The sequence below is a fragment of the Streptomyces sp. NPDC054757 genome, from assembly GCF_053612185.1.
Genome location: NZ_JBSHBW010000022.1, coordinates 23,031 through 43,356, shown reverse-complemented (window position 1 = coordinate 43,356; position 20,326 = coordinate 23,031). Strand labels below are relative to the sequence as shown.

At 72.2% G+C, this 20,326-nt stretch carries 21 protein-coding genes; 4 read left to right on the top strand and 17 right to left on the bottom strand.

Annotated features, from left to right (window positions below; genetic code table 11):
* Positions 1-39: 39 nt before the first annotated feature.
* The gene (locus tag ACWGKJ_RS24135) at positions 40-1,065 is read left to right on the top strand and encodes a phosphatase PAP2 family protein (protein WP_385029505.1); all 1,026 of its coding nucleotides are present in this window, start codon (positions 40-42) and stop codon (positions 1,063-1,065) included.
* 126 nt (positions 1,066-1,191) lie between these two features.
* Here the strand turns inward: ACWGKJ_RS24135 and ACWGKJ_RS24130 are convergent, their stop codons facing one another.
* From ACWGKJ_RS24130 to ACWGKJ_RS24115, 4 genes are all read right to left on the bottom strand, one after another.
* On the bottom strand, positions 1,192-1,407 hold the full coding sequence (locus ACWGKJ_RS24130) for an I78 family peptidase inhibitor (protein WP_385029508.1): 216 nt from the start codon (positions 1,405-1,407) through the stop codon (positions 1,192-1,194).
* Between the two features lie 343 nt (positions 1,408-1,750).
* Positions 1,751-2,578, bottom strand: coding sequence for a transferase (locus ACWGKJ_RS24125; RefSeq protein WP_385029511.1), 828 nt, complete (start codon positions 2,576-2,578; stop codon positions 1,751-1,753).
* Positions 2,575-3,858: a glycosyltransferase family 4 protein gene (locus ACWGKJ_RS24120; protein WP_385029514.1), complete on the bottom strand. Its 1,284-nt coding sequence runs from the start codon at positions 3,856-3,858 to the stop codon at positions 2,575-2,577. The genes ACWGKJ_RS24125 and ACWGKJ_RS24120 overlap by 4 nt, the downstream gene beginning before the upstream one ends.
* A 103-nt stretch (positions 3,859-3,961) precedes the next feature.
* The gene (locus tag ACWGKJ_RS24115) at positions 3,962-4,558 is read right to left on the bottom strand and encodes a transglycosylase family protein (RefSeq protein WP_385029517.1); all 597 of its coding nucleotides are present in this window, start codon (positions 4,556-4,558) and stop codon (positions 3,962-3,964) included.
* Between the two features lie 260 nt (positions 4,559-4,818).
* Here ACWGKJ_RS24115 and ACWGKJ_RS24110 point away from each other — a divergent pair, with 260 nt between their 5' ends.
* Together ACWGKJ_RS24110 and ACWGKJ_RS24105 are read left to right on the top strand one after the other, a co-directional pair.
* Positions 4,819-5,622 carry a hypothetical protein gene (locus tag ACWGKJ_RS24110; RefSeq protein ID WP_385029520.1) on the top strand — a complete coding sequence of 268 codons (804 nt, stop codon included), beginning with the start codon at positions 4,819-4,821 and terminating at the stop codon, positions 5,620-5,622.
* A 176-nt stretch (positions 5,623-5,798) separates the two neighbouring features.
* On the top strand, positions 5,799-6,080 hold the full coding sequence (locus tag ACWGKJ_RS24105; RefSeq protein WP_385029523.1) for a hypothetical protein: 282 nt from the start codon (positions 5,799-5,801) through the stop codon (positions 6,078-6,080).
* Positions 6,081-6,155: 75 nt separating this feature from the next.
* Here ACWGKJ_RS24105 and der read toward each other — a convergent pair whose 3' ends face one another.
* From der to aroH, 5 genes are all read right to left on the bottom strand, one after another.
* Positions 6,156-7,604: a ribosome biogenesis GTPase Der gene (gene der / locus ACWGKJ_RS24100; RefSeq protein WP_385029526.1), complete on the bottom strand. Its 1,449-nt coding sequence runs from the start codon at positions 7,602-7,604 to the stop codon at positions 6,156-6,158.
* 65 nt (positions 7,605-7,669) lie between these two features.
* A complete protein-coding gene (locus ACWGKJ_RS24095) occupies positions 7,670-8,257 on the bottom strand; it encodes a lysophospholipid acyltransferase family protein (RefSeq protein WP_385029577.1) in 588 nt (195 codons plus the stop codon).
* Between the two features lie 53 nt (positions 8,258-8,310).
* Positions 8,311-9,027, bottom strand: a complete 717-nt coding sequence (gene cmk / locus ACWGKJ_RS24090) for a (d)CMP kinase (protein ID WP_385029529.1) — start codon at positions 9,025-9,027, stop codon at positions 8,311-8,313.
* A gap of 179 nt (positions 9,028-9,206) precedes the next feature.
* The gene (locus ACWGKJ_RS24085; RefSeq protein ID WP_385029532.1) at positions 9,207-10,292 is read right to left on the bottom strand and encodes a prephenate dehydrogenase; all 1,086 of its coding nucleotides are present in this window, start codon (positions 10,290-10,292) and stop codon (positions 9,207-9,209) included.
* The gene (gene aroH, locus ACWGKJ_RS24080; protein ID WP_385029535.1) at positions 10,289-10,651 is read right to left on the bottom strand and encodes a chorismate mutase; all 363 of its coding nucleotides are present in this window, start codon (positions 10,649-10,651) and stop codon (positions 10,289-10,291) included. Before aroH ends, ACWGKJ_RS24085 begins: the two co-directional genes overlap by 4 nt.
* A gap of 396 nt (positions 10,652-11,047) precedes the next feature.
* Here aroH and ACWGKJ_RS24075 point away from each other — a divergent pair, with 396 nt between their 5' ends.
* Positions 11,048-11,758: a nucleotidyltransferase domain-containing protein gene (locus tag ACWGKJ_RS24075; protein WP_385029538.1), complete on the top strand. Its 711-nt coding sequence runs from the start codon at positions 11,048-11,050 to the stop codon at positions 11,756-11,758.
* A gap of 100 nt (positions 11,759-11,858) precedes the next feature.
* Here ACWGKJ_RS24075 and ACWGKJ_RS24070 read toward each other — a convergent pair whose 3' ends face one another.
* The 8 genes from ACWGKJ_RS24070 to ald all read right to left on the bottom strand — a co-directional run bounded on the left by ACWGKJ_RS24070 (position 11,859) and on the right by ald (position 20,187).
* Complete coding sequence (locus ACWGKJ_RS24070) at positions 11,859-12,908, bottom strand: ADP-ribosylglycohydrolase family protein (RefSeq protein ID WP_385029541.1); 1,050 nt, start codon at positions 12,906-12,908, stop codon at positions 11,859-11,861.
* The gene (locus tag ACWGKJ_RS24065) at positions 12,905-13,633 is read right to left on the bottom strand and encodes an NUDIX hydrolase (protein WP_385029544.1); all 729 of its coding nucleotides are present in this window, start codon (positions 13,631-13,633) and stop codon (positions 12,905-12,907) included. The genes ACWGKJ_RS24070 and ACWGKJ_RS24065 overlap by 4 nt, the downstream gene beginning before the upstream one ends.
* A 235-nt stretch (positions 13,634-13,868) precedes the next feature.
* A complete protein-coding gene (locus tag ACWGKJ_RS24060; protein WP_385029548.1) occupies positions 13,869-15,080 on the bottom strand; it encodes a pseudouridine synthase in 1,212 nt (403 codons plus the stop codon).
* Positions 15,080-15,655 carry an SMC-Scp complex subunit ScpB gene (scpB, locus tag ACWGKJ_RS24055; protein WP_385029580.1) on the bottom strand — a complete coding sequence of 192 codons (576 nt, stop codon included), beginning with the start codon at positions 15,653-15,655 and terminating at the stop codon, positions 15,080-15,082. The genes ACWGKJ_RS24060 and scpB overlap by 1 nt, the downstream gene beginning before the upstream one ends.
* A 32-nt stretch (positions 15,656-15,687) precedes the next feature.
* Positions 15,688-16,968 (bottom strand): segregation/condensation protein A, encoded by a 1,281-nt coding sequence (locus ACWGKJ_RS24050; protein WP_453315812.1) that lies wholly within the window; start codon positions 16,966-16,968, stop codon positions 15,688-15,690.
* Positions 16,969-17,022: 54 nt separating this feature from the next.
* Positions 17,023-17,577, bottom strand: a complete 555-nt coding sequence (locus ACWGKJ_RS24045; protein WP_385029583.1) for a hypothetical protein — start codon at positions 17,575-17,577, stop codon at positions 17,023-17,025.
* Positions 17,574-18,743, bottom strand: a complete 1,170-nt coding sequence (locus tag ACWGKJ_RS24040) for a ParA family protein (RefSeq protein ID WP_385029554.1) — start codon at positions 18,741-18,743, stop codon at positions 17,574-17,576. The genes ACWGKJ_RS24045 and ACWGKJ_RS24040 overlap by 4 nt, the downstream gene beginning before the upstream one ends.
* 328 nt (positions 18,744-19,071) lie before the next feature.
* Positions 19,072-20,187 carry an alanine dehydrogenase gene (gene ald, locus ACWGKJ_RS24035; protein WP_385029586.1) on the bottom strand — a complete coding sequence of 372 codons (1,116 nt, stop codon included), beginning with the start codon at positions 20,185-20,187 and terminating at the stop codon, positions 19,072-19,074.
* Positions 20,188-20,326: the final 139 nt, after the last annotated feature.

Below are 20,326 nucleotides of genomic sequence, written 5' to 3'. Positions count from 1 at the left end.
CGGCCAGCCCTGTCACTCACCCGCTGTAACGTCGATTGAGTGCGTATCGACCGAATCTTTGCCCGTCTGGACCGGGAGCCGGAACCGCCGAAGCTAGAGATCCCGCGGATGAGCCGGCACCGGGTCGCCCTGCTCGGCTCGACGCTGGCCTTCTATCTGGCCATCGTCGTCGCCGTGCTGACCACGTCCTGGCTCGTGGAGCTGGACTGGAAGGTCATGCTCTTCCGGCCCTACCAGCAGTGGCCGCAGCTGCACGCCTTCCTCGACTACTTCGTGGTGCTCGGCCAGCGCGGGCCCACCGCGGTGATGGTCGCGGCCTGGCTCGGCTGGCGCTCCTGGCGGCAGCACACCCTGAGACCCCTGCTGACCCTCGGCGCCGCCCTGCTGCTGCTGAATGTCACGGTGGGCGCCGTCAAGCTCGGCCTCGGCCGCCTCGGGCCGCACTACGCCACCCAGATCGGTTCGGCCGAGCTCTTCGCCGGCGGCGATATATTTCCTTCGGGACACACCGCCAACGCCGTCGTGACCTGGGGAATCCTGGCGTATCTGGCCACCACCCCGCTGGCCAGGCGCTGGCTCTCGGTGGGCTCGGCCGCACTGGCCCTGGGTGTCGGAGCCACCACGGTCTACCTCGGTACGCACTGGCTGAGCGATGTCCTGCTCGGCTGGGCCGCCGGGCTGCTGGTGCTGCTGGCCCTGCCCTGGTTCGAGCCGCTGATCGGCCGCACCGAGACCGCGGTCTTCGCGGCGCGCGAGAGGTTCCGCGCCTCCCGCGGGCCCGCCGCGCCCGTGCCCGTACCGGCCGATGTCCAGCCGGTACTGCTGCCGCACGGCCACCCCCGGGCCGAGGGCCCGGACGAGGCGGGCCAGCCACTGGAGCCGGTGAGCATCGCGGGGCGCTCCAGTACCCCCCGAAGCGCCACCCACCCCACCACGCTCCAGCGGACCCACGCCCCGCGCTCGGAGCGCACCCCCGTCACACCGGCCGGCAGCCGCCGTCCCCCGCACTCCGACCGCACCCCCCGCACCGGGCAGACCCGCCCGGTGCCCGGCGGCTCCACCTGACCCCGGGGCGGTACGCACAGACTCCCCCGCAGCACGAAGGCCCCGGCCAGGGATCTCTCCCCGGCCGGGGCCTTCGTCCGCGTACCGCGGGCGCGGGTGGGTGCCCTGCCCCGGTGGAAGCGGGGATCAGCCCGGCCAGCAGCGGACGACCTTCCCCCCGTCGACCTCGAAGTTGAGCCGGCCCGACTGGAACTCCATGGTGATGACGGTGCCCGTGGGCAGCGCTCGCACGGTGGACCAGCCGCGTTCCCTGGCCAGCTGCCCGGCGCGCTCCTCATCGAGGCCCACATAGCTGTCGGGGGCGTCGTCGGGCTGTACGGGAGGGGTCGGAATGGGTGCCATGACACCCACCGTAGGCCCCCCGCCAAGACGGTGGAAGACCGGAAGGATCCCTTCCACGAACCGTCTCCGCACCACGGCGGCATCCGTGGCCTGTCACGCTTCTGTCACAGCATCAAGACACCTGTCCGGCCGCGCCCCGTCACCCGAAGGGGTGTATCACCCCTGTCGAATCGTCATTGCGCAGAAGGCCGGCAGCGGAGTAATTGACACCCGCGATATCACAGGAACCAGGCCGCACGCGAACGTCGAATTCTCCGGTGAATAGAGCCCGCGCCAAAATAACAGGAACGCGGCTGGTTCACGAATTCCCTACAGAATCCGCACCACCCGGATACCCCGCTCCTCAGCGCTTCGGAGGATCGATCCGCACACTGAGGTCGTTGTCCACCGTGTAGTACGGCGTGGCCGTGGCGGCCCGCCCCGCACCCCCCGTGCACGGTGAACCGGGGTAGACGAAAACGGACTTGCGGTCGGCGATGTCGTCGAGGATCCGGCTGATCCGCGCACCCCGCCCGCCCCGCTCCGCGTCCCCGGCAAGCAGCCAGAGGTCCCAGAACCGTGCCTCCTCCGCGCCGTCCCCGCCCCCCAGCGGCCCGTAGGGCAGCGTGCAGCTGAACTCCCCGTCGCCGCCGGCCCGCACCGGCTCCCGGTGCACCTGCCCCGGGGCGCCGCGCAGCCTCGCCTCGATCACCGCGTCCGGGCCGGGCACCACCCCGTACAGCTGTCCCCGGAGCGTGAGCGCGCCTTCCCGTACGGTGAGCTCACCGGCCTCCGCGTGCGGGGCGCGCGACCAGCAGCGGAGCGCCAGCATGCCGTCGGCCGTGCGGTACGGGACACGGGCGACCACGCGTGTGGCCGTGGGCGCCGGTGTGCGGGCGATCAGCTTCCGCAGGTCCCTGAGCCCCGGCTCGACCCGTTGCTCACCGGCCGCGCCGTCCTCCACGAAGATGTCCCAGCGGCCCTCACCGAGCATGTACGCCGCGTCCAGCACCGCGGACGGCCGGCCGTCCGGCGACTCGGTGAGCGCCAGCCTGACCCGGTCGCCTGACTTGCGCCGCTTCAGCACCAGCCCCGTCGGCCCGGCCGCCGTCACCGCGAAGCCGATGGTTCCGTCGGCGCCCGCCGTGCAGTCGACTGCGTACGGCAGCCGGTCCTCACCGGTCCCTGTCATGCGGCCCTCCTCCTTCGCACCGCACCGGATATCCGGTGCCGCAGTCCGTACGCTCCGCTCCCGGCCGTGCCACGGGCGCGCAGCAGCCCCTCGGCCAGCGGCCCGCGGGGCGGTCCGCCGCCGTGCCGGGCGGCCAGTTCGGTGAAGAGCGCCTCGTGCCGTGCCGCGACCGGCGCGGGGTCGAAGCGCGCCGCACTCTCGCGTGCGGCCTTTCCCATCGCGCCGCGCAGGGCGTCGTCCCCGATCAGTTCGAGCAGGGCGGCGGCGATGGCGTCGGTGTCTCCCACGGGGACAAGGCGCCCGTCGGCGCCGTCGCTGATGATCTCGCGGGGACCGTGCGGGCAGTCGGTGGAGACCACCGGCAGGCCCGAGCGCATCGCCTCGACGAGCGACATGCCGAAGGACTCCAGCCGCGAAGTGACCACGGCGACCGAGCCCTTGACCCACTCCGACTCGATGGGGTTGGCCGGGCCCATCAGGAACACATGGTTGTACAGGCCCAGTTCCTCGATCAGGGCCCGCAGGGCGCTCTTCTCGTTGCCGCTGGCGTCGCCGCTGCCGTAGATCCGCAGCCGCCAGTCCGGGCGGACGGACACCACCTGCCCGAAGCCCCGGATCAGCAGGTCGAACCGCTTCGTCTCGGTCAGCCGGCCCGCCGCCACGACCCACTTCGCCGTGGTGTCGGAGACTGGCAGACGCGGCTCGGGAACGCTGTTCGGGATGGCGTCGATCCGCAGACCGGGCACGGCCAGCCGGGTGCGGTAGGCGTGCGCGTCGGCCTCGGAGACCGTGGTGACGGCGTCCAGCAGGCCGTAGCGGTAACCGATCTCGCGGCGCAGCAGGGCGTTGTGGCTGTCGAGCGTGAGGTGCTCCTGGCCGACCCGGACCGGGCCGCGCCGCGCCTGGCGGGCGATCTGCACATTGAGTCCTGGCCGGGTCCCGACGATCACGTCGGCCTCCAGGGACTTCAGGTACCCGGCGATCCGTGAGTCCGTGAGCCGGCTGTACTGGCGGTGGCGGTGATCGCCCCGGGGAAAGACGGTGGCCCGCCGGGCGTGGAGCGGATCGTCCCCCGCGTACGACGGGCTGCCCTTGCGCATATCGACGAGATGGCTCATCCGTACGCCGTCGGGGGCGCCCAGGGTCGGCCGGTCGAGATGGCGGAAGACGGAGACGATCTCCACGTCGTGCTGCTCGGCCAGCGTCCCGGCCAGCGTGAAGGTGGTACGGATCGTGCCGCCGATGCCGTAGGCGTTGTGGAGCATGAAAGTAATGTGCATGTCGCCGTCGTGTCCCCCGCGTCGCCGCCGTGTGCCCGGGACCGCGGCACCCCGGCGCCCCCGGTGTCCCGGGGCTCCCCCGCGACTGCCGTGCGAAGGGACTCTACTCGGCGCCCGCCGGCCGCTCCGGCGGAGCCCCGGTCCCGGCCGGGAGCGCCAGCCGGGTGCCGACGGCGAGCCGGTCGGGGTGCGGGCCGACGGTACGGGCGTTGGTCCGGTAGAGCGCGGACCAGCCGCCCCTGACCCGGTGGTGCCTGGCGATGGAGCTGAGGGTCTCGCCGGGCCTCACGACATGGACCCGGCCCGCCGGGTCGTGGAAGCCGTACCGCCTGGAGCAGACCGGCCAGGCCCGCCAGCCCTGGGTGGCGAGGATCCGCTCCGCGACGGTGATCTGCTCCTCACGGGTGGCCAGATCGGCCCGCGGGGCGTAGGCGAGACCGCCGTTCTCGACCCAGGTCGACTGGAGGATCTGGAGCCCGCCGTAGAAGGAGTTGCCGGTGTTGGCGTCCCAGTGGCCACCGCTCTCGCACGCGGCGATACATCCCCAGGGCCGCTGGTCACCGGTGCAGGGCAGCGGCCCGGATGCGCCGGCCCGCGCGGGGACCCCTGCCGCGGGCGGCCGGGCGGCGTGCGCACCGGACGGCGCCAGGGCGATCAGCAGGGCCAGCAGGGCGGCGGGCCACACACGAGGGGTCGGCATCGGGCCACGTTAAGCAGAGCGGATCAGATGATGATCGTGCCGCGCGAAGGACCGCGGCCGCCCCACCCGGTCGGCGGACCAGGCGCCCGTCACCGAAGACAGCCCGGCGCCGCACCCCGGCACTGCCGCCCGGCACTGCCACCCCCGGCGCCCGGCCCATTTCCGTACGCCTTTACGCGTGACCCCGGAAGCCGGTCTCCCGTTGTTCTCTTGTCGGCCGGGAACTGCCCGGCGCACGAACCGAGTTCGAGGAGCCATCCGTGCCGCGCATGCTCGACGTCAGCCAGGACGTACGTGCCGAGATCGGCGACGAAGAAGCCGATCTCCTGCTCGCCGGGGAGAACGCCCCGGGCAGCTACGACTGCACCTCCTGCCGTACCCCCGGAGACTCCGAGCAGGAGCGCACCAGCACGGTGCTGTTCGTCGGCGACGAGACCGCCGTGCTCGCCTTCGCCCACGCCACCTGCATCCCCTCACAGGTCGTGAAGGTCGCCGAGACGCAGCTCCAGGGCGCCGTGCGGAGCATCACGGGCGAGGACGCCGAGCCCCGGCAGCAGGCCCCGCAGTCCCCTCCGGTCGCGGCCGCGCCGGAGCAGGCGGTGCTCGGCATCACCAGCGGTCTCGTGCTGATCCAGGGCGAACTCCACCCGGCGCTGGTCGTCGAGCCGACCGCGCCGGTCGTCCGGCCCGGCTCCACCGGCACGGGCGACGACTTCCTGCAGCTCCTCACCGAGCAGGGCTTCCTGCCCGTCGCCGATCTGGAGCAGGTGCCCCGCGCGCTGCCGGGCTGGTCCGTGCTGCTCGCCATGGGACAGCTGCACGCCATCCTCCAGCCGGGCACCGGCGGCGGCAGCCCGGTCTCCTGGTGGCAGGCGCACCAGCCGCTCCATGTCACCGACGGCTGGCGCACGGCGGCCAACAGGTCGCACACGGTGCTGGTCTTCGCGGCCCCTGCGGGCTCGATCGGACAGCAGGGCCGCGAGGACCTGCTGCGTGACGCGCTGGAGCGGGCCGCCATGCGCGGCGCGCTGGTGGCCGCCGCTCTGCCGCTGGCCGGCACCTGAGAGACCCGATGCCCTTCCCCCCGCCCTCTCCGGCCCGGGGGGTTATCGGCATGTTCGTACGGGAAAATCCGCACTTCTCGCCCGCGTCCCCGCATCCGATGGGCCCCGGGGTCGTTGGCCCCTGTGTGCACCCATACGAGCCGAGCCGCCAGCCGTACCAGACGCCGATCCCCGCGATGCGTCCGTCCCAGGACCCGGCGGGGCCCCGTTCCGCCACACCGATCTACGACGCGCTCTACTCCGAGTACCGCAGATCGTTCCGTACGCTCCCCGGCGACCGGAGCAACGAGGAGCACACCGGCTTCACGGCGTTCGGCACCGGGATGCACGGAAGCGGCACCTACCACGGCGGCAGCGGCGGACAGCGCCCGCCGGAGAACCCCGGGGGCTGGCAGCGGCAGCACAACCCGGGGCACTCCCGGCCCGCGCTGCCGCCCGGCCCGCGCCGGGGTCTCTGACGGGCGGGCCCGTGCGGGGCGGTACCGGACCGACTGCCGGACCGGTGGCACCCGCCGGTCCTGCCGCCCGTCCGGTTACTTCTTGCGGCCGCGCTTCTCGCGCACCCGGACCGAGATGTGGACCGGCGTCCCCTCGAAGCCGAACTCCTCACGGAGCCTGCGCTCGATGAAGCGCCGGTAGCCGGCCTCCAGGAAGCCGGAGGCGAAGAGGACGAAGCGCGGCGGCATCGTCCCGGCCTGCGTGCCGAAGAGGATGCGCGGCTGCTTGCCGCCGCGGACCGGGTGCGGGTGCCCGGCGACGATCTCGCCGAGGAACGCGTTGAGCCTGCCGGTCGGGACCCTGGTCTCCCAGCCCTTGATGGCCGTCTCGATCGCCGGGACCAGCTTCTCCATGTGGCGCCCGGTGCGGGCGGAGACATTGACCCGGGGTGCCCAGGCGACCTGGCCGAGCTCGGTCTCGATCTCCCGCTCCAGGTAGTAGCGGCGCTCCTCGTCGAGGGTGTCCCACTTGTTGAAGGCGAGGACCAACGCCCGGCCGGCCTCGACAGCCATGGTGACGATGCGCTGGTCCTGGACGCTGATGGACTCGGTGGCGTCGATCAGGACGACGGCGACCTCGGCCTTCTCGACGGCGGCGGCGGTGCGCAGCGACGCGTAGTAGTCCGCGCCCTCCTGGAGGTGCACCCGGCGGCGGATGCCCGCCGTGTCGATGAACTTCCAGACGATGCCGCCGAGCTCGATCAGCTCGTCCACCGGGTCGCGGGTGGTGCCCGCCAGTTCGTTGACGACGACCCGGTCCTCCTTCGCGACCTTGTTGAGCAGGGAGGACTTCCCGACGTTCGGACGGCCGATGAGCGCGATCCTGCGCGGGCCGCCCACCGTGGTCCCGAAGGTCTGCGCCGGTGCCTCGGGGAGCGCTTCGAGTACGGCGTCCAGCATGTCGCCGGTACCGCGGCCGTGCAGCGAGGAGACGGGGTGCGGCTCGCCGAGGCCGAGCGACCAGAGCGTGCTGGCGTCGGCCTCGCCGCTCTGCCCGTCGACCTTGTTGGCGCAGAGCACCACGGGCTTGCCCGCCCGGCGCAGCAGCTTCACGACGGCCTCGTCGGTGTCGGTCGCGCCGACCGTCGAGTCGACCACGAAGACCACGGCGTCGGACGCCTCGATGGCGTACTCGGCCTGGGCCGCGACCGAGGCCTCAAGGCCCAGGACGTCCTGCTCCCAACCGCCGGTGTCGACGACCTTGAAGCGGCGGCCTGCCCACTCGGCCTCGTAGGTGACGCGGTCGCGGGTGACGCCCGGCTTGTCCTGGACGACTGCCTCGCGGCGGCCGATGATGCGGTTCACCAGGGTCGACTTGCCGACATTCGGGCGGCCGACGACGGCGAGGACGGGCAGGGGGCCGTGCGAGGCCTCCTCAAGAGCGCCTTCGACGTCTTCGGCGTCGAAGCCCTCTTCCGCGGCGAGCTCCATGAACTCCGCGTACTCGGCGTCGCCGAGCGCTCCGTGGTCGTGCTGGTCGTTCATGAAGTCCGTTCCTCTGTTGCGTCATCGATGGACCGCGGTTGCGCGGTCCACTACTCAAGTCTCGCTCAGCGCCCGGTGAGGCGCCTGGCACTTTCCAGGTGGCCGGTGAGCCGCTGCTGGATCCGTACGGTGGCCTCGTCCAGCGCCTTGCGGGTACGCCGTCCGCTGCCGTCGCCCGCGTCGAAGGGCTCGCCGAACACCACGTCGACCCTGCTGCGCAGCGGCGGCAGCGCCCTGACGAGGCGTCCGGCGCGCTCGGTGCTGCCCAGCACGGCCACCGGGACGATGGGCGCCCCGGCGCGCAGCGCGAAGTACGCGAGTCCCGCGCGCAGCGAGGCGAAGTCGCCCTCGCCCCTGGTGCCCTCGGGGAAGATCCCGAGCACTCCCCCGCCCGCGAGCACCGTGAGCGCGTCCGTGACCGCCGTACGGTCGGCGGTCGTCCGGTCCACCTTCAGCTGACCGATTCCGCGCAGGAACGGGTCGAGAGGACCGGTGAACGCCTCTTTCTTGATCAGGAAGTGCACCGGCCGGGGTGCGGTTCCCATCAGCATGGGTCCGTCGATGTTGTGCGAGTGGTTCACGGCCATGATGACCGGGCCGCTCGCCGGGACCCGCCGCGCGCCCAGGACGCGGGGCCGCCACAGGCCGTACATCAGCCCGATGCCGATGCCCCGCCCGACCGCGGCACCGCGTGGCCCGGGTGGTGTCACCTGGCGGCCCGCTTCTCCTCGACGAGGGTGACGACGCACTCGATGACCTGCTGAAGGGTCAGCTCCGTGGTGTCCACCTCGACCGCGTCGTCCGCCTTGGCGAGGGGCGACGTCTTACGGCTGGAGTCGGCCGCGTCCCGCTTGACCAGGGCGTCCCTGGTGGCGGCGAGGCCGGCGGCCTGGCTGCCCTTGAGCTCGCCGCTGCGGCGGGCGGCCCGCGCCTCGGGGGAAGCGGTCAGGAAGACCTTGAGGTCCGCGTCCGGGAGGACGGTCGTCCCTATGTCGCGGCCCTCGACGACGATGCCGCCCACGGCCGAGGCCGCGATGTCCCGCTGGAGCTCCGTGATACGGGTCCGCACCTCGGGGACCGCGCTCACCGCGCTGACCTTGGCGGTGACCTCCTGGGTGCGGATGGGGCCCGAGGCGTCGGCGCCGTCGACCGTGATGGTCGGGGCGGCCGGGTCGGTGCCCGAGACGATGGAGGGCTTGGCCGACGCGTTGGCGACGGCGGCCGCGTCCTGCACGTCGACCCCGTTGCTGATCATCCACCAGGTGATCGCCCGGTACTGGGCGCCGGTGTCCAGGTAGCTCAGCCCGAGCTTGGCGGCGACCGCCTTCGACGTGCTGGACTTGCCCGTGCCGGAGGGGCCGTCGATGGCGACGATCACTGCTGCCGGGGTGTTCCGGGCGGCGGTTTCCACGGTGACGGGCACCTTCCTGCTTCACGGGCGGTATGTGCGGGACGCCGGTGCGCCCCGCACAAGGTTACTGGCTGGGGCGACCGTCCCGTTACGCCGTCCGGCGGCGGCGCCCCGCCCGGCCTCCGCGGCATGTGCGGGGGCCGCCGCGGGAGGGCGGAACCAGGCCCCCGGCCGAAGCGGACCGCACACCGCTACTGGCGCAGCGACCAGCCGTGCTCCTGGAGCGAGGCGGCGAGTGCGGGGGCCGCGCTCGGCTCCACCATCAGCTGCACCAGACCGGCCTGCTGTCCCGTCGCGTGCTCGATCCGTACGTCCTCGATGTTGACCCCGGCCCGGCCCGCGTCCGCGAAGATCCTGGCCAGCTCGCCCGGCTGGTCGCTGATGAGCACGGCCACGACCTCGTAGGCGGCCGGTGCGGCCCCGTGCTTGCCCGGCACCCGGGCCCGGCCGGCGTTCCCCCGCTTCAGTACGGACTCGATGCCCGTGACCCCGGTGTGCCGCTTCTCGTCGTCGGCCGACTGCAGGGCGCGCAGCGCCCGTACCGTCTCGTCCAGGTCGTCGGCGACGCCGGTCAGGACGTCCGCCACCGGGCCCGGGTTGGCCGAGAGGATCTCCACCCACATCCGGGGGTCGGACGCGGCGATCCTGGTGACGTCCCTGATGCCCTGGCCGCAGAGGCGTACGACCGTCTCGTCGGCCTGCTCCAGGCGGGCGGCGACCATCGAGGAGATCAGCTGCGGTGTGTGCGAGACCATGGCGACGGCCCTGTCGTGTGCCTCGGCGTCCATCACCACCGGCACCGCCCGGCAGAGCGCGACCAGTTCCAGGGCGAGGTTGAGCACCTCGGTCTCGGTGTCCCTGGTCGGGGTGAGCACCCAGGGGCGCCCCTCGAAGAGGTCGGCGGTCGCCGCCAGCGGGCCGGACCGTTCCTTGCCCGCCATCGGGTGGGTGCCGATGTACTGGGCCAGGTCGCAGCCGAGCGCCTCCAGCTCGCGGCGCGGCCCGCTCTTCACACTGGCGACGTCGAGGTAGGCGCGGGCGGCGCCGCGGCCGATCGCGTCGGCCAGGGTGGCCGCGACATGGGCGGGCGGCACGGCGACGATCGCGAGGTCGGCCCGCCCTTCGAGCGGTGCGTCGGTGCCGGCGCCGAGCGAGGCAGCGGTACGGGCCTGGGCCTCGTCGTGGTCGACGAGGTGGACCGTGACGCCCCGGGCCGCGAGGACGAGTGCCGCGGAGGTGCCGACCAGGCCGGTGCCGATGACGAGGGCGGTTCTCACTGGGCGATGTCCTTGCGCAGGGCCCCGGCGGCGCCGAGATAGACATGGGTGATCTCGGACCTGGGCAGATCGCTCTCGATGTGCGCGAGGATCCGCACGACGCGCGGCATGGCCCCGGCGATGTCCAGTTCCTGGGCGCAGATCAGCGGGACGTCCACGATGCCGAGTCCGCGCGCCGCCGCCGCGGGGAAGGCGCTGTGCAGATCGGGGGTGGCGGTGAACCAGATGCTGATGAGGTCGTCGGCGGCGAGCCCGTTGCGCTCCAGGATGGCCGTGAGGAGGGCGGCGACCTGGTCCTCCAGGTGTCCGGCCTCGTCCCGCTCCAGCTGGACCGCTCCCCTGACCGCTCGTACCGCCACGTCCCGCTCCTCGCTCCCGTGAAACCTCCGCCGCGCGTCTGCCGCACCGGCTCCGCCCAGAGTAGTCAGCCGTACGGACATCCGGCCTCCCGCGCCCGCCCTGCGAGACGGGGACGGGTGCGGGGACAGGCCGGGACCGGGGGCAGGCCCGGGGGCCGGACCGGGCGGGCCCGGACCCGGGCCCGCCGGGAAAAGCACTCGGCGGCCCGCCGGACCTCGCCTAAGGGCTGTCCCGCAATCCCTGGCGGGCGCACGACGACAGCTACGGCGCCTCGCCGCGTTGTCGGGACGCCCGAATACATCCAGTATGCGGACGCCCCTCCGCCTTGCGATGCACCGCATCTGACGCCGCGCGCTGATCCACCAGGGATTACGGACAGCCCTTAGCCTCTCGGCATGCAGCTCACCCACGCCGATCTGGTCCGCGACCACACCGTCTACTCCTGTGTGATGGGTTCACGCGCCTTCGGCCTGGCCACCGGGGACAGCGACACGGACCGCCGCGGGGTCTTCCTCGCACCGACCCCGCTGTTCTGGAGCTTCGGTAAACCGCCGACCCATGTGGAGGGCCCGGCGGACGAGCAGTTCTCCTGGGAGCTGGAGCGCTTCTGCGAGCTGGCCCTGCGCGCCAATCCCAACATCCTGGAGTGCCTGCACTCGCCGCTCGTCGAGCACACCGACGCCACCGGCCGCGAACTCCTTTCGCTGCGTGGCGCGTTCCTCTCCCGTGAGGTCCACCGCACCTTCACCCGGTACGCGCTGGGCCAGCGGAAGAAGCTGGCCGCGGACGTACGGCAGTACGGCGCCCCGCGCTGGAAGCACGCGATGCATCTGCTGCGGCTGATGACCGGCTGCCGCGATCTGCTCCGTACCGGCGAGCTGGTGATCGGTGTCGGTGACGCCCGGGAGCCGCTGCTCGCCGTCCGGCGGGGCGAGGTGGCCTGGCCGGAGATCGAGCGGCGGATGTCCCGCCTCGCCGACGAGACCGAACAGGCCGCAGCCCGCACCCCGCTGCCGGCGGAACCGGACACCGCCCGGGTCGGGGACTTCCTCTTCCGGACCCGCCGGGACTCGGCGCTCCGGCCGGAGCGGCCCGCCACGCGGTGACCGCTCGGGTGTCCCGGCGGGAGCGGCCCTCCGCTCAGTGACCGCTCGGGTGTCCCAGCCCAGGCATCCCGGCCCAGGTGTCCGGCCCAGGTGTCCCGGCTCAGGTGTCCCAGAGCGCCCCGAGCGCCAGCAGTTCGCCCTGGTACTCGATCCGCTCCGCCCACTCCCGGGGCCAGGCGCCGGGGCCGAGGCGGGCACCCGCGAAGGCCCCCGCCAGACAGGCGATCGAGTCCGAGTCGCCCTGGGTGCAGGCCGCCCTGCGCACCGCCAGGAGCGGTTCGTCCGGGAAGAGCAGAAAGCAGAGCAGCGCGGTGGCGAGGGCTTCCTCCGCGATCCAGCCGTCCCCCGTGGCCAGGCAGGGGTCCGTCTCGGGCGAGGGTGTGCGCAGTGCCGCCACGAGCCGGTCCAGGGCGGCGAGGCAGTCGTCCCAGCCGCGCGCCATGAAGTGGGCGGGGGTCGCGTCCCCGGCGTCCTGCGCGTACGCCCAGAGGCCGCCGAGCCACCGCTCGTGGTAGCGGGTGCGGTTCTCGATGGCGTACGAGCGCAGCTGTCCGGCAAGACCGGTCGGCTCGGCCCCCTGCGCCAGCAGGAACACGGCGTGGGCGGTCAGATCGCTCGCGGCCAGCGCCGTGGGGTGGCCATGGGTGAGGGCCGACTGCAACTGGGCTGCTCCCGCCCGCTGTTCGGTGCTCAGTCCGGGTACGAGACCGAGCGGCGCGACCCGCATATTGGCTCCGCACCCCTTGGAGTGCACCTGACTGGCCTGCTGCCAGGGCCGGTCGCTGTCGAGGAGCCCGCAGGCGGTCAGGCAGGTGTTCCCGGGCGCCCGGTTGTTCTCGGGCGAGTGGTACCAGCCGACGAACTCCTGCCGGACCGCGGGCTCCATCGCCGAAGGTTCGAGCACCCCGCGGTCCATGACGGTCCGCAGGGCCCGGCCCAGCGCGAGGGTCATCTGGGTATCGTCGGTGACCAGGGCGGGGCGGGGCAGCTCCATCTCCCGCCAGGGCCCGCACGCGGCGAGGATGGACGGTACGTCGTCGAACTCGGTGGGGAAGCCCAGGGCGTCCCCGATGGCGAGTCCGGTGAGGGCTCCTGTGGCGGCCCGGCTGGTGGCGGTGGCTGTTCGGCCGGTACGGCTGACGGTGCTCATTCTGGTCGTCCTTCCGGGCGCAGCAGAGGTGGGTGCAGAGCGGTGGCGGGGCCCGCCCGGTAGAGGGCGGCCGGTTTGCCCCGGCCGCCCGTCAGCCGCGCGGCGCCCGGCACGGGTTCGACGAAACCCGGGCTGGCGAGTACCTTGCGGCGGAAGTTGGGGCGGTCGAGCACGGTGCCCCAGACCGTCTCGTACACCTGCTGGAGCTCGCCGAGGGTGAATTCCGGCGGGCAGAAGGAGGCGGCGAGGCAGCTGTACTCGATCCTGGCGCCGATCCGGCGGTGGGCGTCGGCCAGGATCCGGGTGTGGTCGAAGGCGAGCGTGCGCTCCGTGCGGGCCGGCATCCACTGGGCGTGGGCCGCGTCACCGCCGCTCCGCGGCTCCGGCAGATCCGGTACGAGCGCGGCGTACGCGACGGAGACGACCCGCATCCTGGGGTCGCGGCGGGGTTCGCTGTACGTCCGCAGCTGCTCCAGATGGAGCGCGGCGGCCGTCTCCCCGGACAGACCGGTCTCCTCGGCCAGTTCGCGCCTGGCGGCCTCGTCGGCCGACTCGTCGGGCCGGACGAATCCGCCGGGAAGCGCCCAGGCGTCCCGGTACGGCGACTCACCCCGGCGTATCAGCAGGACGTGCAGCGCCCCGTCCCTGACCGTGAAGACGGCCAGGTCGACGGCGACCGCGAACGGCGTGAAGGCGTAGGGGTCGTAGGGCTGGTGTTCCTCCATGCGCGGCCCCCTCCGGCCCTGCCGGTGCCCGGCCTCCCGGAGATCCGGTCCACCCCCGTGGGCCCGGTTCGCCGGGCGGACGCGCACCCGCCGCCCTCCCCTTCGGGGGGCTTTAATGGTCGCTCTGACTATAAAGCAGCCGGCGAGCCGGTACAAGAGAGAAGCGGGCCGGTACAAGAGAACCCGGCCCCCGCACGGAGCGGGGACCGGGTTCCGGAGGTGTCCGGTGCCGCGGTTACAGACCGACTTCCCTCATCAGCATGCCGACCTCGGTGTTGGTGAGGCGGCGCAGCCAGCCGGACTTCTGGTCGCCCAGCGCGATCGGGCCGAAGCTGACCCGTACCAGCTTCTCGACCGGGAAACCGGCCTCGGCCAGCATCCGGCGGACGATGTGCTTGCGGCCCTCGTGGAGGGTCACCTCGACCAGGTAGTTCTTGCCGGTGTTCTCGACGACGCGGAAGTGGTCGGCGCGTGCGTACCCGTCCTCCAGCTCGATCCCGTCCTTCAGGCGCTTGCCGAGATCGCGCGGCAACGGGCCCTGGATCGCGGCGAGATAGGACTTCTTCACGCCGTACCGGGGGTGGGTCAGCCGGTGGGCCAGCTCGCCGTGGTTGGTGAGCAGGATGATGCCCTCGGTCTCGGTGTCGAGACGGCCCACGTGGAACAGCCGCGTCTCGCGGTTGTTGACGTAGTCGCCCAGGTTCTGGCGGCCGTCCGGGTCCTCCATCGAGGAGACGACACCGGCCGGCTTGTTCAGCGCGAAGAACAGGTACGACTGGCTGGCGACCGTGAGTCCGTCGACCTTGATCTCGTCCTTCGGCAGGACCCGGCGGCCCTGCTCCATGACGATCTCGCCGTTGATCTCGACCCTGGCCTGGTCGATCAGCTCCTCACAGGCGCGACGCGAGCCCATACCGGCCCTGGCCAGCACCTTCTGCAGGCGCTCGCCCTCCTCCTCAGCACCGGGGAAGGTCTTGGGCGTCTTCACCTGCGGCCTGTTGTGCCGCTCCCGGTTGCGCTCCTCGATCCTGGCGTCGAGCTCGCGCGGCCGCGAGGTCTCCCGCTGGCCGTGCGGGCCGCGGCGCGGGGGCTGGCCCTGCGTGCTCTTCTTCGGGCCGCCCTTGGCACCGCCGCGCGCCGCCGCGCCCCGGCTGCCGCCGGACTTGCCGCCCGTACCGCCCGGCTTGCCACCCGTACCGCCCGGCTTGCCACCGGCGGCGGGGCGGCCCCGGCCGCCACCCGCGGGCTTGCGGCCCTGGTCGTCGGAGGAACCCGTGCCGACGTCGTAACGCCGCTCCTCGGGGCGGGGGCGGCGCGGGCGCTCCTCCTGCTTGTCGCCTCGCCCTCCGGCGCCGCCGGCCCCGCCGGACGTCCGACGGGGCGGCTTCCCGCCCGCACCACGGTTGTCCCGGCTGCCGGTTCCGCTGTTCCTGCCGTTGCTTCGCATCAAAGTTCCGTCTTGTCGTCTGCGTCGGTGTCCGGACCGTCCGGTGCATCCGGATCGAACGACGGCACACCTTCTTGTGTCTCGGCCTCGATCGCATCCGCCTCCGGGAGGAAGGACGCGAGCTCCGGGAGCTCGTCCAGGCCGCGCAGGCCCATCCGCTCCAGAAAGTAGTTCGTCGTCCTGTACAGGATCGCACCTGTTTCGGGTTCCGCGCCCGCCTCCTCCACCAGACCCCGCTGCAGGAGGGTCCGCATGACCCCGTCACAGTTGACCCCGCGGACCGCGGAGACCCGGGACCTGCTGACCGGCTGGCGGTAGGCGACCACCGCGAGGGTCTCCAGGGCGGCCTGGGTGAGCCGGGCCTGCTGCCCGTCCAGGACGAAGCTCTCGACGGCCCCCGCGTACTCGGGCCGGGTGTAGAACCGCCAGCCGCCCGCGACGAGCCGCAGGTCGAAGCCGCGCCCCTGGACGGTGTACTCGTCGGAGAGTTCACGCAGCGCGTCGGCGATCTCGCGCCGGGACCGGTCCAGGACCTTGGCCAGGTGTTCTTCGGTGGCCGGTTCGTCGACGACCATGAGCACCGCTTCGAGTTCGGGCTTGAGATCGCTCACGCCGTCTCCTCCACCACTTGATCGAATTCGTCGGTCACGACGGGCTCGGCGCCGTCGCCGCCGGTCCAGCGCACCAGCAGTTCACCGAGCGCCTCGGGCTGGTCGAGGGCGACCGCCTTCTCCCGGTAGAGCTCCAGCAGGGCGAGGAAGCGGGCGACGACGGTGAGGGTGTCGGCCGCGTCCTCGGTGAGGGTGTGGAAAGTCACCTCGCCGCAGGAGCGCAGCCGGGCCACCACGATCTCGGCCTGCTCCTGTACGGAGACCAGCGGGGCATGGATGTGGTCGACGTAGATCTGCGGTCTGGCCTTCGGCTGCATCGCCTTCACGGCGAGCTTCGCGAAGCCCACGGCGCCGATGCTGATCACGACGTCGGGGAGCAGCGCCGCGTGGTGCGGCTCCAGGCCCACGGTCCGCGGATACCGCTTGCCCTCGGCCTCGAACCGCGCGCCGAAGATGTCCGCGATCTGCTTGTACGCGCGGTACTGGAGCAGCCGGGCGAAGAGCAGGTCCCGGGCTTCGAGCAGCGCGAGGTCGGCCTCGTCCTCGATCTCGGCGGCGGGCAGCAGCCGGGCCGCCTTCAGGTCGAGGAGGGTGGCGGCGACCACCAGGAACTCGGTGGTCTGGTCCAGGTCCCACTCGGCGCCCATGGCCCGGATGTGCGCCATGAACTCATCGGTGACCTTCGACAGCGCGATCTCGGTGATGTCGAGCTTGTGCTTGGAGATCAGCTGGAGCAGGAGGTCGAAGGGCCCCTCGAAATTGGTGAGGCGCACCGTGAACCGGCCGTCGCCCGGCTCGTCGGGACCACCACCGGGCCCGGACGGACGCCCCTGCGCCACCGGCGGTTCCGGCATCCCGGAAGGTTCCGGCGCCCCGGTGGGTTCCGGCGCCCCGGTGGGCCCGGGCGCCCCGGGCTCCAGGGCCTCGGGAGCCTCCGGCACCTGGGCGGGGACCGACGCCTCGGCGGGCTCCATCACCACAGCGGGGTCCGGCCCCTCCGTGGGCTCCGGCACCTCGGCCGGGTCCAACTCCCCGGCGGGCTCCGGCACGACAGCACGGTCCAGCACCCCGGCGGGTTCCGGCGTCTCCGCGGGTTCCAACACCTCCGCGGCGTCCGGCACTTCGGGAGCCTCCCGCGCCCCGGCCCCTGGCAGGGCCGCAGGCACGGCCCCGGGCGTCCCGGCGGGCTCCGGGGCCTCCTGCCGTACGGACGGCGCCCCGGGGCCGCGCCCCAGGGCGCGGCGGCGGGTCGGAGCTGGGTCGTCGGCGGCAGACATCGCGGTCCAGGGTACGGAAGGACGGGCGCGGCGGGATCACCGCCGCGCAGCCGCTCAGCGTCCGCGCAGCCGCCGTACGAGAATGCTGGCGTCGCCGCGCGACTCCAGGTCGGCGAGGACCACGGCGACCGCCTCCCGGACGATGCGCCCGCGGTCCACGGCGAGGCCGTGTTCCCCGCGCAGCACGAGGCGCGCGTGTTCGAGGTCCATCAGCTCTTCGGCCGAGACATAGACCGTGATCTTCTCGTCGTGCCGCTCACGCCCGGTGGGCCGCCGGTTGGCGCCCCGGCCGCCGCCCCGGCGGCGCTGCTGGCCCACCGGTGCGGCGGGCGCACCCATGGGCCGCGCCTCCTGCGGTCTGCGGCCGGCGGCCGTCTCCGCGTCGGCGGTCCTGCTGCGGGACTCGGCGGTCTCCGCCGCCGCGGTGGAGTGCTCCGCCGCGGCGGACCCGGCCCGCTCGGCGGGCGGCGCGGCCGGTGTCACCGGGTCGCTCTCACCCGCGGGCCCCGGGACCCGGGCCTCGCCGTTGGCCGGCCTCCGCGGGGACGACGACTGGAGCGCTGTCCCCCCGGTCGTACGGAACAGCTCGTCGGCTCCCGGCAGACTCACTCGGCGTGACACCGGGCGAGCACCTCCCTGGCGAGCTGGCGGTAGGCGGCGGCGCCGACCGAGTTGGAGGCGTACGTCGTGATGGGCTCACCGGCGACGGTGGTCTCCGGGAAGCGCACGGTCCTGCCGATGACTGTGTGGTACACGTGATTGTCGAAGGCTTCGACCACCCGCGCGAGTACCTCACGGCTGTGCACGGTGCGGGAGTCGTACATCGTGGCCAGGATCCCGTCGAGCTCCAGGTCGGGGTTGAGGCGCTCCTGGACCTTCTCGATGGTCTCGGTCAGCAGGGCGACCCCGCGCAGCGCGAAGAACTCGCACTCCAGCGGCACGATGACCTTGTGCGCGGCCGTCAGCGCGTTCACGGTCAGCAGACCGAGCGAGGGCTGACAGTCGATCACGATGTAGTCGTAGTCCTGCATCAGCGGCTTGAGCGCGCGCTGCAGCGTGGACTCGCGGGCGACCTCGCTGACGAGCTGCACCTCGGCGGCCGACAGGTCGATGTTGCTGGGCAGCAGGTCCATGTTGGGCACCGCTGTCTTGAGCAGCACCTCGTCCGCCGCCATGCCCCGCTCCATGAGCAGGTTGTAGACGGTGAGGTCGAGCTCCATCGGGTTCACGCCGAGACCGACGGAGAGCGCGCCCTGCGGGTCGAAGTCGACCAGCAGCACCCGCCGTCCGTACTCCGCGAGGGCGGCGCCCAGGTTGATGGTCGACGTGGTCTTGCCCACGCCGCCCTTCTGGTTGCACATCGCGATGATCTTGGCGGGACCGTGGTCGGTCAGCGGTCCTGGGATCGGGAAGTACGGCAGCGGCCGTCCGGTCGGGCCGATCCGCTCGCGGCGCTGACGGGCAGCGTCCGGGGCGAGCGTGGCCGCGTACTCCGGGTCGGGCTCGTACTCGGCGTCGGGGTCGTAGAAGTGACCCTCGGGTACCTCGTTGTAGACGGCGAGATGGGTGGTCGAATCGCCACTCCGGTCGCCGGCCCTGGCGTTCACGTGTAGGCCGTCCATACTCTGGTGGGCTGTCGTCATGTGCGGGTGGGTCTGGTGGCTCGCGGAGGTGCGGACAGCGACGGAGCCGACAGCCTCGCGCCCCGCAGGGCCGTGGCCCCGAGCAGGCGTTCCTGATCGACCACCCCCGGGAGTAAATGTCGACTCATTCACAAGTCGTCTTACCTCCTTGGACGTGACCAGGAAACTTTATCGATAGGTCAGCGTGGCACCATGCCGACGATGGGCGACTCTATGGCGTGTCACCGGTCCGCAGCAACACAATCCGCCGGACCCGGCCCGATGTGTCGGCAACGGAACACCCCGGTGTCAAGGGCGTACGGGGATCACTCGGCGGGTTTCACGGGTGTACGAATCGGCTAAAGGGTTACGTTCACGGCGAGTTGAACGAGGGGCGCAAAGGGGGCAGACGCGCAACCGGCCGGACCTCGGCGAGCAAGGTCCGGCCGGTTGCGTGAGATTGACGACGCCTGTTGACGGGTCAGCCGAGCAGGGTGCCCAGTTCGGTGTGGGGAAGACCGAGGTCCTCGGCGACGGAGCGGTAAACGACCTGCCCGTCATGCGTGTTGAGGCCCAGCGCGAGCGCCGGATCCCGGCGCAGGGCGTCCTCCCAGCCCCGGTTAGCGAGCTCCACGATGTACGGGAGCGTCGCGTTGGTGAGGGCATAAGTCGACGTACTCGGCACTGCACCCGGCATATTCGCCACACAGTAGAACACCGAGTTGTGGACCTGGAACGTCGGCTCGGCGTGCGTGGTCGGTCGTGAGTCCTCGAAGCAGCCGCCCTGATCAATCGCAATGTCGACAAGTACACTTCCGGGCTTCATCTTGGCGACGAGCGCGTTGGTGACGAGCTTCGGCGCCTTGGCACCGGGGATGAGCACGGCGCCGATGACGAGGTCGGCTGCGACGACCGCCTTCTCCAGCTCGAACGCGTTGGAGACGATCGTCTGCACCTTGGTGCCGAAGATCCTGTCGGCCTCGCGGAGCTTGTTGATGTCCTTGTCCAGCAGGGTGACGTGGAAGCCCATACCGATGGCGATCTGGGTGGCGTTCCAGCCGGAGACACCGCCCCCGATGACGACCGCCTCGCCCGCCGCCGTACCGGGCACACCGCCGGGCAGCACACCGCGGCCGCCCGCCGAGCGCATCAGGTGGTACGCGCCGACCTGCGGGGCGAGCCGGCCGGCCACCTCGGACATCGGGGCGAGCAGCGGCAGCTGGCGTCCGGCCGTCTCGACCGTCTCGTACGCGATGGCGGTGGTGCCGGACTCCAGGAGGGCGTCCGTGCAGGCGCGGGAGGCGGCGAGGTGCAGATAGGTGAAGAGCGTCTGGTCCTTGCGGAGCCGGTGGTACTCCTCGGCGATCGGCTCCTTGACCTTGAGCAGCAGATCGGCGGTGGCCCACACCTCGTCGGCGGTGGGGAGGATGCGCGCCCCCGCGGCCATGTACTCCTCGTCGGTGATCGCCGAGCCGATACCGGCGCTCTGCTCGATGACGACCTGATGTCCGTGGCGCACCAGCTCGTGCACGCCTGCCGGGGTGATGGCCACCCGGAACTCGTTGTTCTTGACCTCGCGGGGGATGCCGACCAGCACGTCGATCACGGTCCTTGAATCTGGGGGGTGATGTTCTGGAGATGACGCACATATCCGGCTATGCACAGCAGAGCTGGCGGCATCCCGGATGGACGCGACGAAAACCAGTGTTAATGAAGGACTTCGTACTGTCTAGCCT